Here is a 12,408-nt window from a genome sequence, read left to right as displayed (position 1 = left end):
GTGCGGCGACACCCGTGAGCTCTTCGATGGGATCGCTGACATCGCGCCGGCGATCGTGGGCGTCTACGCGCCCGATCGGTGGCAGCAGACATTGACGCAGCTCGCTGAGTTCCGTGATTGCTCTGCGCAGGCGCAGTCCTTGCTTTCCGATTGCAAGATCACCGACATGTCAGATACCCGCGATCCGGATAACCTCGAGCGCTTGGTAATTCGCGTCCGAGCCGAGGCCGATTCGGACACCGAACATCAGGTCGTCCGTTCGATCGGCAACCCATTGTTCGCGGTCGCCGCGTCTTCGATCACGACCGCTCCGTCGGCAGAGTTTCTGTTCGGCAATGTCTTGTCAGCCAACAGGCTTCTCGACACCATTGGCGGCGGTACGGCGTGACCGCTCTCCCCACCCGACCCCCTGCCTGCACTCAGATCGCCCGTACCCTGCGGGAGCCACTTCGCGGTACCGCTGCCCGCGCTGCTGGATGGCTGCTGATCGAACAGACGGGCCCGTGGTCCCGAGATGCATTCACCCACAGTGTTTTTGCTCAGGAGGTCGTTGAGGAACTGAAGGTGCGCTGTAGGGCGGCGGCAATCCGTCCTCAACTGATCAGGCCGACCGTCCGCAAACCCGCGGATGACAAGGCCATCACAGTATTCTTGGCTCACTCCGGCCGCAAAGGTCCGTGGCTTCGCTCACGCACGCTCGCGGACCCGTTGGACGTCCTGTCCCTGGATATCGAGGCTGCTGCGAGCCCTGTGCCGGTGGCTGGTTGGAACGCTGTCGAGGCCGCTCTCTACTTGGTTTGTACTCACGGAAAGAAGGACGCATGTTGTGCGGTCTTCGGCAAACGGGTCACCCGGGCCCTGCGTGATCGCGGCGATCGTGCGTGGGAGTCGACCCACCTAGGCGGTGACCGTTTCGCTGCCGGTGTGGTCGGATTGCCGGAGGGTATCTATTACGGGCATGTCGACGCTGCCACTGCGCCCGAACTTCTTGACGAGCACGATGGCGGCGACATTCGACTCGATCTCTACCGGGGTCGGTGCGTTGACGAACCCGTCGAACAAGCGGCCGACGCACTCGTCCGGGAACATTTGGGTCTGACTGGGATCACCGACGTGACCCCACACCCGGCCACGTTCCTCGGCAACGACATCTTCGTCGTGGTCGACACCGCCCACCGGCGGTACCGGGTTCAACTCGCCTCAGCCCCAGCTCCCTCACGTTTGACGTCCTGCACCACTCCCACCACGGCGCGCCCTGAGCACTATCGACTGGTGGACGTCACCGAAGTTCGATGACAACTGTTTTGGGATGTTCGTCTCCTATATCAGCGCTGCCTTGGTCGGCGACTCCCATCTGTGGGCTCGGACGTCATCGCAGGACCAGCAGCGGCAGCCGTTCTCAGCACGCATTCGAAGCGTCACCGACCGTGTCAAAACGAAGCGCTGTCCCGGCGGCGGCGCAACGAACAAGGCTGTTTCCAGGGGCGATTCGCCTCAGACGGACCGGAGTTCTTTCGTGGGATTAAGTCGCGTCGGTTTCACCAGACGTCTTGAGCATCCGCACGTGCGGGATTCCCGCTTCTTGGTAGTTGTCGCCGATGCGAGCGAAGCCAAAGCGGCCGTACCACTTCTCGAGGTGGGACTGTGCTGAGATCTCTACTGCGCCGGGGTAAGCCCGCAGAGCGGCCCTGAGAAGTTGCCCGGCGTAACCGCGGCCCCTTGCGGCGGCCGCCGTCGCCACGCGCCCGATGTGGACCGGGTCGTGGTCGGCGAGGACGCGCAGAGTGGCTGTCACCTCGCCGTCGTCGTTCTGCATCCAGAACAAGTCTGTTGTGAGCAGTAGGTCCGCGCCGTCCAGCTCGATTTCATCGACGATTCCCTGCTCGTGCACGAACACTGCTATCCGCAGAGCCATGATGCGGTAGAGGGTGTGTTGGTCGATTCGAGCGAGTGGGGCGTGATGGAGGGTGGGCATTTCGGATCCGTTTCGTCGGTGCGGGGTAGTGGTCTCGTGTGTGGAATCGGCGCCCGCGTATCGACACGACGGAGCACATGGTGAGCCCGAGTAGAAGCAAGTAGAGCGGGAACGCGACGGTGGTGACGTCGAGCACGGGCAGGCTCAGCAAAGCAATTGTGCCGTTGGCAGTGCCGAGCAGGTAGACAAAGCCCCGCTCGGTATCAGGTTGTCGCCATGCTTTGACCACGGTGGGAATGCCGCCGATGGCGTCGGCGGCGACCGCAGTGAGAACAGCAAGGACGGGATTGTCGAGAGCGAGCCAGAGCAGCAGGGCAATCACGGCGCCGACGCCGCACCACAGGTCAAATCTGCTTACCCGCCAATAACTCGACGGATTGACGAATGACGCGCAGAAGATGAGGAACGGGCCTAGGCCGACAGCGAGGGTGGTGACGGCGGCAAGCCCGACACCGTCGCTGATTTGCGCGCCGAACGCTACGGCGGGTGCGGCTGACCACAAGAACCACGAGACGCGGTTGGGGCGCACGACACCACGCAGGGTGAGCAAGGCGTACCACGAGCTACCGAGCATTGACAGGGCCGCACCGACCAGGACAAACCGAGGATCGATCACAGCCGGTCACTCCCGATCCGGTTGACCACGTCGGTGATCGTCTGGTGTAGCAGCCGTTTCTGCCGTGCCGGCGGATACATTGTGTCGTCGAGCACCGCCAGGACTGCGGCGCCCTCGACGACGGCAATGATCTGTTGGGCGTACTCGGTGGCGTCGGCATCGGTGACGTCCGAATCGAGACCGGCGACAAGGTTCGTGATGCGAGCGAGCCACTGCCGCGTGTTGTGCACGTGCAGCTCTCGCAGGTCGGCATCGGCGATGGAGGCTGCCGCGAAGCCTGTCCAGATCCGGGCTTCTACGATGCGTTCATCGTCAAGCGGCAGCGCTGTACAAGCGATGGCGAAAAGACGCTCGGCCGCAGAGGTGGCCCTTGCTTCGGCGACGCTGTCGGCCCGCGCTGAGGTGCGCTCGAAGAGCATCTGTCGCGCATGGACCAGCATGGCCGACCGAGAGCCGAACCGGTGCATGATCAGGCCAGTGGTGCAGTCGGCGCGGTCCGCGACGGCACGCACGGTCGTCGCTTCGATTCCTAGTTCCGCGACCGTGTCCCACACTGCACGGGAGATACGGCCTCGCGCGTCGTTCACTTTGGCGGCCAGTTCACTCACCTCCCGTCTCACGCTCGTAACAGCTGTTACAAAGATCGTAACAGCTGTTACGAGCGGCCCCGTATCGGGAGGGCGTCTTGCGGGTCCAAACCGCTTGGGTGTGGGTTTCAGAGCAAGCGCTCTGTTATGGTGGCTCCATGGCACGCCCCCGCGTTCACGATCACGACCACCTGTTGGATGTCGCCGAAAAGCTGGCTGTCGATGCAGGGCCGGCCGCTGTCACCATACGCGCGCTCTCTGAGGCCACCGCGGTATCAAATGGCGCTATATACAACGCTTTTGGGTCACGGACCGGGTTGGTTGGGCGGGTGTGGTTGCGTGCGGCCGGACAGTTTCTCGCGCTGCAACGCGACTCGGTTGACCGAGCACTAGCCGAGGGCTCTGGCCGCGAGAGCGCGGTCGAGGCGGTGGTCGCGGCCGCCGATACCCCTGCCCTGTTCTCGATTGAGCACCCTATCTCGGCACGGTTTCTCCTCACCGTGCGACGTGAGGAACTCCTGGGTTCCGGCGACATTCCGGCCGACATAGCCGAGGATCTGCGCTTGCTCGACAAGACCTTGGGCGACCTACTCATCCAACTGTCTCAGGTGATGTGGAACCGTGCCGACCGACTCGCGGTTGCGGTCATCCGAGACTGCGTCGTCGAACTGCCATCCGCTTTGCTGTTGCGTCACAAAGACACTCACGATTCCCTGGCACGAGAACGACTCGCCGCCGCCGTGCGAGCAGTGTTGACCGTTTCTCCGCCTACCGCCAGATCAACCAGAAAGTGAAGTGAAAGGACGTCCTATGACCGCAACCCTTGAGTACCACGACAAGATCGCCGTACTGAACTTCGGCGACGACGAAAACAGGTTCTCACCGGACTGGCTCGAGACAGTCAATACACACCTGACCGCCGCTCACACCGACGCCCAAGGACTCATCACCACCGCAACGGGAAAGTTCTACTCCAACGGACTGGACCTCGACTGGCTTCTGGCACACGGTGACCGCGCCGAATGGTACGTCGATCAGGTACACGCGCTGTTCAACCGGATCTTGACCTTCCCATTGCCTACGGTGGCGGCGATCAACGGTCATGCCTTTGGCGCCGCAGCCATGCTTGCGACCGCCCACGACTATCGGGTGATGCGAGACGACCGCGGCTACTTCTGTTTCCCCGAAGTCGACATCAACATTCCCTTCACGCCTGGAATGGCGGCCCTCATCCAAGCAAAGCTGAGCCCCCAGACGGCAGTCACTGCCATGACGACCGGCCATCGATATGGTGGCCCAGAAGCACTGACCGTCGGCATCGTCGACGACACCGCGCCAGAAGCCGACGTCGTGGACGCCGCAATCGGCCGACTGTCACCCATCATCGGGAAAAGCCCGGACACGTTGGGAGCAATCAAGACCACCATGTACACCGCAGTAACAGCAGCGTTGCAGCAGGGCCAAAACTGATCCCCCGCGAAGTCGTCCCACATGAAGCTGCCTCAACCAGTAGCGGGACGGCGATCGGGCAATCGCTGACAGGCGTCGGGAAATACTGAGCTGCCTGCCGCGCTCAGAGCGCAACGAGATAGGCAACGACGATGAAGGCTGGCACCGCAAGAACCACTACCAGCACTGCGATCACGATGACGACCGCAACAAAGGCGCCGGTTCCCGCGACTTTACAGCGGTTCTCGGGTGAAGGAGGTGTCTCATTCATCTGAACAGTCCAATGGCGCGCCGCCTGGCTCGATCGTCCGTACTGCCAGTTCCCGTTTGATGATATCGCGGGGCCGGGGGCTTGCCGCAAGACCCCGGACGTCGTGCACAATCACCCGGCAACCGACATGCGGAGGGGTTTTCGATGGCAGATATGGCAGACACGCCAGAACGCTTTTTGGTGCACGAGTCAGGGAACTACTTCCACGGCACCAAGGCCGATCTTCAGGTAAGTGACTTACTCGTGCCCGGTCATCGCTCCAATTACCGCGCCGATCACATCTCGAACTACGTCTACATGACAAAGGTGTTGGATGGCGCGGTGCTGGCCGCAGAAATGGCGGTGGGCGATGGAGCCTGCCGCGTCTACATCGTGGAGCCCAACGACGACGTCGAAGACGACCCGAATGTCACCGACAAGAAAATTCCCGGCAATCCGACTCACTCCTATCGGAGCGCCCAGCCGGTGAAGATCGTTGGGGAGATGACCGACTGGGTCGGGCATTCTCCCGAGTACCTTCGTCAGTTCCGCGCCGGGCTGGACGCGCTACGACGCCGCGGCGGTGCAGTCCTCTACGACTAGTGCGCGGCAAATCGCACAGCCACCGTGGTGCGCCGGTTATTGCATGCTCGTCGACGGGAGTGTTCGCTTCCACAATCCCCGTATCCCTGCAGCCACGATTGCCAGCGCCAACGTCGCTACCGGAGTCAGGTCTTGATCGACGATGACACCCGGTGTGGCCAGTCCCAGGACCACGAGCGCAGCGAAGGGGACGGTGACAGTTGCCGCAGCCGTGACCACATCCCGGTAGGTACAGGCTTCCCACAAGGAAGCCGCAACCACGACGACGAACGCGGCCAAAGAGTAGAACGCCGGGTTCAGCCACCAGCTGGTGGTCCCGTCCCCCGTGGAAGCCTCCGTTATGGCCACACCGACGAAGCTGGAGTACGAACCCGAGTACGCCATATCGGAACCACTCATGACGGCCGAAGGGGGCACGAACTGCACATAACGCTCACCGGCGAGCCATGTCACGCCTCCCGCGATCAGGCTGGCGACGATGAAGACCCACCACGCCGCATCGCCCACCGTTCGAGCATGACCGGGCTCAGTCACCGCAACTCAACCGTCCTGCTCTCGGCGTCGACGTTGCAGCTCTGCCTGTCGGCGTTGTTCGTCGGCTCGTTCACGCACCTGCCGCAAGAACTCAGCATCGGCCGCGGGATCTGCCGGCTCGAATCGGCCCGGTTCGTCATACTCGGGAAACCCCAACGCACTCGCCCGGCCCGAACCCGACGGATGCCGATGACCACCTGCGACCGGCCGGCCGGCCACGAACCAGACAATCGACCCCACCAACGGCAGCACTATGACCAACAGCAGCCATCCCCACCGCGGCAGACCTCGAATACCGGCCTCACTGCCGACAATGTCGATCAATGCCGCAATCATCACTACAAGCACGATCAAACCCATATAGGGCATCGCCTGTCCCCCTTCGACGCGAAACTTCAAAAATACTGTCTCACAGAGGTACTGGCCGCATCGAACCTAGTCGGGTGGACATGTTCACCTGTTTGAAGGACGCGCATTGGGGCTTTCCTGATGTGAAGAGCGCACGCAAACGCCAACAAAGGCCGCAGCCAAATCGCTATGAAGACGTCTTGGTTCGACCGTGCTGATGCTCAGTATCTGCGATCATCACCCGGTGCGGTTCTCCCGGATAGTGCCCGTTGTCATCGCCGCGCTCGTGGTCCTGACATCCTGCTCGGACGACGCACGGCCAGCGCCAACACCGGTTCTCATCGCCTTCGACGACGGGTGGGGCCAGGTATTCGTGGCAGACGTGGACGGCAGTGGCCTACGCCAGATCACCCCGACATTGGGCGATGACACCGACATGAGATACGCGAACTTCCCCGCACTGTCCCCGTCCGGCGAACAACTCGCGTACACCCGGGGCGGCACGGTCATCGAACTCGTCGACCTGAAGTCAGGCAAGTCGAAGACTATTCGCGACGGCGGCTACCAACCGGTCTTCTCGCCGGACGGTTCTGTGATCGCGTTCACGAGCAATGGCTCCATCCACGTCATGAACAGCGACGGTTCTGATGTGCGTGTCATCGCGCAGAACGACGGGGCCTCCGAACCGGCATTTTCTCCAGACGGTTCACGCGTGATCTTCAACGTCGCCGGGTACCTCGTCGAGGCACCAACGACAGGCGGAGAATCGAAAGTCGTCTTGCGCGACCAATTCTGGAATGCTGATCCTGCCTACTCCCCCGACGGATCGACCCTCGTCTTCTCTAGCAACCGCGGCGGAAACAATGGATCGGAAATCTATTCGATGCCCACCACGGGCGGTGAGATCAGGCAGCTCACTGACACCTACGCAATACATCCGGTATTCACGCCCGATGGATCGCGCATCATCTACACCCGGGCCACCACGGAAACCGGCGAGCTCGTCACAGATATAGCCATCCCGAGTCGGGCTGAGCTCGGCTCCATGAACCCCGACGGGTCCGATGAGAAGCGGCTGACGCCGCGGTCCATCACCGCTCAGTGGCCAAGCGTCGGGGGCGGACAATGAACAGGCCGTAGAGCCGGCCTGCACTCGAGCATGCGGCTCCACTATTCCTGACCATGCAGGGTTGCAAGTGGACCTCTGCGTACTGCACCGGATACCCCGGGCCATCGCGCCTATCGTTCATGACATGGACTGCGATGGTGGACGACGACTCTGGCCGAGGCCTCCTCTCCTACCGCGCCCGATTGTCATGGACCAACGCTGGGAACGGCTTGTGTTCTTGCACTGGCGCGTCTCCGGCGACCTTGTTGCTCCGCTGTTGCCCCACGGCTGTATCCCTGATGAGTTCGACGGCTCGTCGTGGGTTGGGCTGATCGGGTTCCGCATGGTGGGCGCCGGCCTGGGATACCGGCGTCCTGTTCCCTATCTAGGCACATTTCCTGAGATCAATGTTCGGCTGTATTCGACGGACTCAGATGGCCGACGTGGCGTCGTATTCCGCTCACTCGAAGCGAGTCGACTCGCTGTAGTCCTGGGCACCAACCTCCTTGGTGTTCCATACCGCTGGGCATCCATGGCAATCGCTGACGACCGATCGGCGATCTCCTACCGAAGTTCGCGCTTGGCGCCACCACTCCGCGGCACCACAACGGAGTTCGGGGTGGTTCGTGGATCGCGGGACATGTCCGACGACGCGCTCGCCGTGTTCCTCACGGCGCGTTGGGGTTTACACACATCGCTTGCAGGGCGACTTCTCTACGTACCGAATGTGCATCGGCGCTGGGAACTGTCAGACGGTACGGTCACCCACTGCAACGACCAACTCGTCGGCGCAGCAGGACTTCCGAACGTCTCCAACCGGCCACCCGACTCGGTGCTGTACTCGCCCGGTGTCTCCACACAATTCGGCCGGCCGTACACCGTGCGCACCACCGGCGCTAGCTGATCGGAGCCAGCGGGTCGCTCCATCATTCGCGACTCCTGCTAGCAAGCAACGAAACCCCCGACCGCGATCATCAGTCCACCGATCATCGGTGTGAACAACGCCGTGAATCCCATTTGGTCACCATCGCACGGTGGGTCGTAGGCGGGTGGTGGTGTGGCCGTGAACGACGCCGCGCACCATCGGCCTGGTCAGGAACTCGTGCGGAAAACCGTGCTCGATTGCACTGATCCGATCGAGCTGGTCGATGTGCTCAGAATCGAGGTCGATGTCTAGGGCCGCGAGATTTTCGTGCAACTGGTGCAGTGTTCGGGCACCGATCAGCGAGCTCACCACTGCCGGGTTGTGGAGCGTCCAGGCCAGAGCGACCTGGGCCGGGCGCACTCCCAGTTCGCCGGCGACCGAGACAACGGCCTCGGCGATGTGCAGGCCGCGTTCAGTGAGGGTGCCATTGACCTTCGCGTGGTCTCGACGTGTGCCACCGGCGCGATCAGCCGGCGGTGCGGTGAGGTCGGCGGAGGTGTATTTGCCGGTGAGGACGCCCCCGCCCAGCGGCGCCCAGGGCACCACTGCCAGACCGAGTTCGGCGGCCATCGGGATCAGGTCCCGCTCGGTGGTGCGTTCTATCAGGCTGTACTCGACTTGCAGCGCGGACAACGGCGCCCAGCCGCGTAGTTCGGCGATGGTTGCCATCTTCGCGACCTGCCACGCCGGTGTGTCCGATATGCCGAGGTAGAGGACCTTGCCGCTGCGCACCAGATCATTCAAGGCTGCGATGACCTCATCGCCGGAGGTCAGACCATCCCAGGCGTGGACGTAGAGCAGATCGATATAGTCGGTGCGCAGGTTGCGCAGGCTTGCTTCTACCGAGGCGACGAGACTTTTGCGATGGGCGCCTCCGGCGTTGGGATCGCCGGGGTTGCGTGTGCCTGAGTATTTGGTCGCCACCACCACCGATTCGCGGCGGGATCGGAGGAACTCACCGAGATACTGCTCGGATTGGCCGTCTGTGTAAATGTTGGCGGTGTCGATCATATTGCCCCCCGCCTCCAAATAAGTGTCGAAAATCTGGCGGGCGGACGCTTTGTCGGCTCCCCACCCCCATGCGTCACCGAAAGTCATGGCCCCCAACGACAGTGGCGAGACCCGTAGTCCGGACCGTCCCAGTAGTCGATAGTCATCGAGTCTTGTCACTGAATGCTCCCTGCGGTGTGTTTGTTAGCGCCGACAGCCATTGCGTCGTCTCTCGTTGACGGTGCCCGACGTGGGCGTCGGCAGGTAGGCCGAAGTCATCCTGGGTCAGGGCGTACCAGGATAATTTCTGCCAACCGGCATAGCGTGGACTCGTGAGCACCACATCGCCGGTGGCCCGGCAGGAACTGGCGGCGTTGCTGCGTCGCCGCCGCGAAGCGCTCCAGCCCGTCGACGTGGGGTTGGCTCCGCGCATCGGGGCGTCGCGCACACCGGGGCTTCGCCGCGAAGAGGTCGCGGCGCTGGCCGGAGTCAGCGTCGACTACTTGACCCGTCTAGAGCAGGCCCGCGATGCCAGGCCCTCTGTACAGGTGGCCGAAGCCCTCTGCGCGGCTCTGCACCTAGACAACGATCAACGCGCATACCTGCTGACCTTGGCCGGACACCGCGTGCCCCAACGCGACACCGTGCCGCTCGTGCCGGCCAGCTTGGTCCAACTCGTCGACGATATCTATCCGCGTCCGGCGATGATCGTCAACTATCGACTCGACATCCTGGCGTGGAACGAGGTCATGGCCGCCCTGCTTCTCGACCTCGATGAACAACCCGCACGTTCGCGCAACGTCCTGCGCATGTGTTTTCTCGACCCGCGATTCGACGGGTTTTATCGAGGCCGGGAGGATGTGGTCCTGGGGGCGGTGGCCGACCTACGCGCGGCGTGGGCCGCGCACGCCACCGACATCGAACTCGCCCACCTCATCAACGAACTCGAACAGGGCAGTGCCGAGTTCGCCGGCTACTGGCGCTCACGCGCCGTCGCGGTCCGCGCTCGCGGCGACAAACCGATGCGGCATCCTGCGGTGGGCGATCTGACCGTGTCGTTCGACGTCCTCAACCCCCTGGGCGATCCCGACCTGCGGCTGATCATTTACCGCGCGGCAAACGCGCAGTCGCAGAACGCGCTCGACAATCTTGCCCTGCACCGCATACAGGAGGCAGACCGACACCTGCGCGTGCTTTGAACACTCCGTCCACGAGGCCATCGGCGCCCGCGGGTGGTCGGATCGTGTTGGTTACCTCCCGACGAATTCATCGAGTGGCTGAAGTCCGAGTAGCACCACCACATCGGCGATCTGTCCCGAGTTTCAGTGCCCGCGACAGCAGCACTGCGGCAGCGATCGTGCTGAGTATCGCGCCCGGCGATTGCCCCAGCGCGAGCACCATCGCCACAGTCCAAGCCGCAACTCCAGCAATGACCACGATCGCGGTGCTGAGTGCTGCTCCGTCTTGAATCCGCAGTCCCACGTTCACCTGGATGACGACCAGCGCAGCTAGTGAAGCGATTGCCGCCAAGGTGTAGAACGCAGCGGCCGCCGCCGTAGGCAAAACACTTGCTGTCCACGTCAGAGGAGGAGTTGCGCTCAAGACGGCGATCACTGCAACATCACGCGTTCTGATGGGTTGCGCCTCGTCTACGGTTTGCCTGCTCACGTCAATCTCCTTGGTGTTACTCCGGCAGCGTTTACGTGCTCCTGGCTCTCTGTGTTCCGGTATATCAAGGTGTGAGCCTAAAAGTTAGTATGTACATTTCTGTCCATATGGACGAAAATGTTCCTATGGATGGGATGACAGCAGACCTCGGAAGCGGCATCAGGGGACCCGTGCAGCGCGCCATGGACGTGTGTCCTGTGGAAGTTGCCATTGCCGTTCTGGGCGGCGCATGGAAGATGACGATCGTCAAGCACCTCCTCGAGGGTTCGCTGCGTTACGGGGAGCTTCGCCGCCGCGTGGGAAACGTCACGCCACGAGTGCTCACGCGCCAACTGCGTGAATTGGAGCAGGACGGGATCGTAGTGCGGCATGCCTATGCCGAAGTCCCACCACGAGTCGAATATTCGCTGACCGTCACGGGCGAAGGTCTGAAAGCTTTCGCACTTGAACTCAATCAGTGGGGCGGCGAATACATCAAGGCTCTGTCGACGACACCATGAAGCTCGCACTCGAGAGTCTTGACTTCTTCAGACAGCAGCCGATTGCGCCTCGTATTTTTTGAACATCAGTTCGAAGCGCTTCTCTCCATAGAGCTTCGCGGCCTACGTCAAATGCCGCTTGCTCACACTTTGATAGTCAAGAGTCGTCGCGACGATCTCTACCGAAGCCTTGCAGGACGCCGATGGATCCACCATAGAACGGGCCCGACCAGCGGATTCAGCCAAACGACGAGAAGCCACAACAATCTCGGTCGCGCGATGGGGTCCGGTGCATTGAAGATGCTGGCCGTGGCGACCATCGAAGCGGCGATCCACGTCGAAATCGCGGAGAATCCAACCAGAAACAGCGCTACGGTCGCTGCCGAAGGTCCCCCACAGAGTCCGGCGTTGGTGCACTCCGATAGGCCCGATTCCGCCAGCAGGTCTGCCACCGTAGACACGGTACCGGTCCGCAAGTGGCGCCCCTAGTTTGGTGCTGTCGCATGAAGCGGTCGCGTTGATTGGATCGCCGCCGTAATCGCAGCAGCGATGAACCAGACAAAGAAGCGATTACCAGTCTCCTGGATGGATAGGTCGCCGCTACCACGTAGCGCGACGAGGCCGGCCAGGATCAGCAGGAGCCAAGGCAATGCGGTTGAGCGGTACACGGTCATATTGGTGACCATCCATCGCCGCTGTGGCCGTGGTATCCGGGGGTCCACACCCCGCAGGTAAGGCGGCTATCAATTCAACGTTGGTCAGCCATCCTTACCCATCGCTCAGGTGAGTCGGTCGAAATCATCGTCGGTGGCGTTGCGGGCTTGGTTGCCCGGATCGGTCCAGCGCATAACACACTCTGCTGCAATGCTCTTCGTC

At 62.2% G+C, this 12,408-nt stretch carries 18 protein-coding genes; 9 read left to right on the top strand and 9 right to left on the bottom strand.

Annotation, left to right across the window (positions count from 1 at the left end; all coding sequences use genetic code 11):
* The first annotated feature begins 166 nt into the window (after positions 1-166).
* Both DFR67_RS30380 and DFR67_RS01200 read left to right on the top strand, forming a co-directional pair.
* On the top strand, positions 167-388 hold the full coding sequence (locus tag DFR67_RS30380; RefSeq protein WP_158539869.1) for a hypothetical protein: 222 nt from the start codon (positions 167-169) through the stop codon (positions 386-388).
* A complete protein-coding gene (locus tag DFR67_RS01200; protein WP_158539868.1) occupies positions 385-1,296 on the top strand; it encodes a ferredoxin family protein in 912 nt (303 codons plus the stop codon). Before DFR67_RS30380 ends, DFR67_RS01200 begins: the two co-directional genes overlap by 4 nt.
* A 226-nt stretch (positions 1,297-1,522) precedes the next feature.
* On the opposite strand, the gene DFR67_RS01195 is transcribed toward DFR67_RS01200, so the two are convergent.
* The 3 genes from DFR67_RS01195 to DFR67_RS01190 are packed head-to-tail and all read right to left on the bottom strand — an operon-like array spanning position 1,523 to position 3,199.
* The gene (locus DFR67_RS01195; RefSeq protein WP_110467587.1) at positions 1,523-1,975 is read right to left on the bottom strand and encodes a GNAT family N-acetyltransferase; all 453 of its coding nucleotides are present in this window, start codon (positions 1,973-1,975) and stop codon (positions 1,523-1,525) included.
* Complete coding sequence (locus tag DFR67_RS30740) at positions 1,866-2,591, bottom strand: hypothetical protein (RefSeq protein ID WP_170135182.1); 726 nt, start codon at positions 2,589-2,591, stop codon at positions 1,866-1,868. Before DFR67_RS30740 ends, DFR67_RS01195 begins: the two co-directional genes overlap by 110 nt.
* On the bottom strand, positions 2,588-3,199 hold the full coding sequence (locus tag DFR67_RS01190) for a TetR/AcrR family transcriptional regulator (protein ID WP_146240341.1): 612 nt from the start codon (positions 3,197-3,199) through the stop codon (positions 2,588-2,590). The genes DFR67_RS30740 and DFR67_RS01190 overlap by 4 nt, the downstream gene beginning before the upstream one ends.
* Positions 3,200-3,336: 137 nt before the next feature.
* Between DFR67_RS01190 and DFR67_RS01185 the strand changes: the two genes are divergently transcribed.
* Positions 3,337-3,972, top strand: a complete 636-nt coding sequence (locus DFR67_RS01185) for a TetR/AcrR family transcriptional regulator (RefSeq protein ID WP_110467585.1) — start codon at positions 3,337-3,339, stop codon at positions 3,970-3,972.
* A gap of 16 nt (positions 3,973-3,988) precedes the next feature.
* Positions 3,989-4,648: an enoyl-CoA hydratase/isomerase family protein gene (locus DFR67_RS01180; protein WP_110467584.1), complete on the top strand. Its 660-nt coding sequence runs from the start codon at positions 3,989-3,991 to the stop codon at positions 4,646-4,648.
* Between the two features lie 103 nt (positions 4,649-4,751).
* On the opposite strand, the gene DFR67_RS30375 is transcribed toward DFR67_RS01180, so the two are convergent.
* Positions 4,752-4,898 (bottom strand): hypothetical protein, encoded by a 147-nt coding sequence (locus tag DFR67_RS30375; RefSeq protein WP_158539867.1) that lies wholly within the window; start codon positions 4,896-4,898, stop codon positions 4,752-4,754.
* A gap of 153 nt (positions 4,899-5,051) precedes the next feature.
* Between DFR67_RS30375 and arr the strand changes: the two genes are divergently transcribed.
* Positions 5,052-5,480 (top strand): NAD(+)--rifampin ADP-ribosyltransferase, encoded by a 429-nt coding sequence (gene arr, locus DFR67_RS01175; RefSeq protein ID WP_110467583.1) that lies wholly within the window; start codon positions 5,052-5,054, stop codon positions 5,478-5,480.
* 36 nt (positions 5,481-5,516) lie between these two features.
* Here arr and DFR67_RS01170 read toward each other — a convergent pair whose 3' ends face one another.
* On the bottom strand, positions 5,517-6,014 hold the full coding sequence (locus tag DFR67_RS01170) for a hypothetical protein (RefSeq protein WP_110467582.1): 498 nt from the start codon (positions 6,012-6,014) through the stop codon (positions 5,517-5,519).
* A gap of 6 nt (positions 6,015-6,020) precedes the next feature.
* Positions 6,021-6,362 (bottom strand): PLDc N-terminal domain-containing protein, encoded by a 342-nt coding sequence (locus DFR67_RS01165; RefSeq protein ID WP_342766700.1) that lies wholly within the window; start codon positions 6,360-6,362, stop codon positions 6,021-6,023.
* A gap of 217 nt (positions 6,363-6,579) precedes the next feature.
* Here DFR67_RS01165 and DFR67_RS01160 point away from each other — a divergent pair, with 217 nt between their 5' ends.
* Complete coding sequence (locus tag DFR67_RS01160) at positions 6,580-7,491, top strand: TolB family protein (protein ID WP_110467869.1); 912 nt, start codon at positions 6,580-6,582, stop codon at positions 7,489-7,491.
* Between the two features lie 187 nt (positions 7,492-7,678).
* Positions 7,679-8,374 (top strand): YqjF family protein, encoded by a 696-nt coding sequence (locus tag DFR67_RS01155; RefSeq protein WP_110467580.1) that lies wholly within the window; start codon positions 7,679-7,681, stop codon positions 8,372-8,374.
* 117 nt (positions 8,375-8,491) lie between these two features.
* Here DFR67_RS01155 and DFR67_RS01150 read toward each other — a convergent pair whose 3' ends face one another.
* Positions 8,492-9,565 (bottom strand): aldo/keto reductase, encoded by a 1,074-nt coding sequence (locus tag DFR67_RS01150; protein WP_110467579.1) that lies wholly within the window; start codon positions 9,563-9,565, stop codon positions 8,492-8,494.
* A 152-nt stretch (positions 9,566-9,717) separates the two neighbouring features.
* Between DFR67_RS01150 and DFR67_RS01145 the strand changes: the two genes are divergently transcribed.
* Positions 9,718-10,584, top strand: a complete 867-nt coding sequence (locus DFR67_RS01145; RefSeq protein ID WP_110467578.1) for a helix-turn-helix transcriptional regulator — start codon at positions 9,718-9,720, stop codon at positions 10,582-10,584.
* Between the two features lie 67 nt (positions 10,585-10,651).
* Here the strand turns inward: DFR67_RS01145 and DFR67_RS01140 are convergent, their stop codons facing one another.
* Entirely contained in the window at positions 10,652-11,053 is a 402-nt protein-coding gene (locus DFR67_RS01140; RefSeq protein ID WP_146240340.1) for a hypothetical protein, read from the bottom strand.
* Positions 11,054-11,187: 134 nt separating this feature from the next.
* Here DFR67_RS01140 and DFR67_RS01135 point away from each other — a divergent pair, with 134 nt between their 5' ends.
* Entirely contained in the window at positions 11,188-11,553 is a 366-nt protein-coding gene (locus DFR67_RS01135; RefSeq protein ID WP_110467868.1) for a winged helix-turn-helix transcriptional regulator, read from the top strand.
* Between the two features lie 158 nt (positions 11,554-11,711).
* Here the strand turns inward: DFR67_RS01135 and DFR67_RS31525 are convergent, their stop codons facing one another.
* Positions 11,712-11,852: a PLDc N-terminal domain-containing protein gene (locus DFR67_RS31525; protein WP_425451234.1), complete on the bottom strand. Its 141-nt coding sequence runs from the start codon at positions 11,850-11,852 to the stop codon at positions 11,712-11,714.
* Between the last annotated feature and the right edge of the window lie 556 nt (positions 11,853-12,408).

Source organism: Williamsia limnetica, from assembly GCF_003217475.1.
GTDB lineage: Bacteria > Actinomycetota > Actinomycetes > Mycobacteriales > Mycobacteriaceae > Williamsia > Williamsia limnetica.
This window is presented reverse-complemented; position numbering and strand designations above follow the sequence as displayed.

Bases quoted from the DNA above. Each gene is read 5' to 3' on its own strand.
- DFR67_RS30380 (WP_158539869.1), top strand. From the start codon at position 167: ATGTCAGATACCCGCGATCCGGATAACCTCGAGCGCTTGGTAATTCGC.
- DFR67_RS01195 (WP_110467587.1), bottom strand. From the start codon at position 1,975: ATGCCCACCCTCCATCACGCCCCACTCGCTCGAATCGACCAACACACC.
- DFR67_RS01185 (WP_110467585.1), top strand. From the start codon at position 3,337: ATGGCACGCCCCCGCGTTCACGATCACGACCACCTGTTGGATGTCGCC.
- DFR67_RS01180 (WP_110467584.1), top strand. From the start codon at position 3,989: ATGACCGCAACCCTTGAGTACCACGACAAGATCGCCGTACTGAACTTC.
- DFR67_RS30375 (WP_158539867.1), bottom strand. From the start codon at position 4,898: ATGAATGAGACACCTCCTTCACCCGAGAACCGCTGTAAAGTCGCGGGA.
- arr (WP_110467583.1), top strand. From the start codon at position 5,052: ATGGCAGACACGCCAGAACGCTTTTTGGTGCACGAGTCAGGGAACTAC.
- DFR67_RS01160 (WP_110467869.1), top strand. From the start codon at position 6,580: ATGCTCAGTATCTGCGATCATCACCCGGTGCGGTTCTCCCGGATAGTG.
- DFR67_RS01155 (WP_110467580.1), top strand. From the start codon at position 7,679: ATGGACCAACGCTGGGAACGGCTTGTGTTCTTGCACTGGCGCGTCTCC.
- DFR67_RS01135 (WP_110467868.1), top strand. From the start codon at position 11,188: ATGACAGCAGACCTCGGAAGCGGCATCAGGGGACCCGTGCAGCGCGCC.
- DFR67_RS31525 (WP_425451234.1), bottom strand. From the start codon at position 11,852: ATGGTCGCCACGGCCAGCATCTTCAATGCACCGGACCCCATCGCGCGA.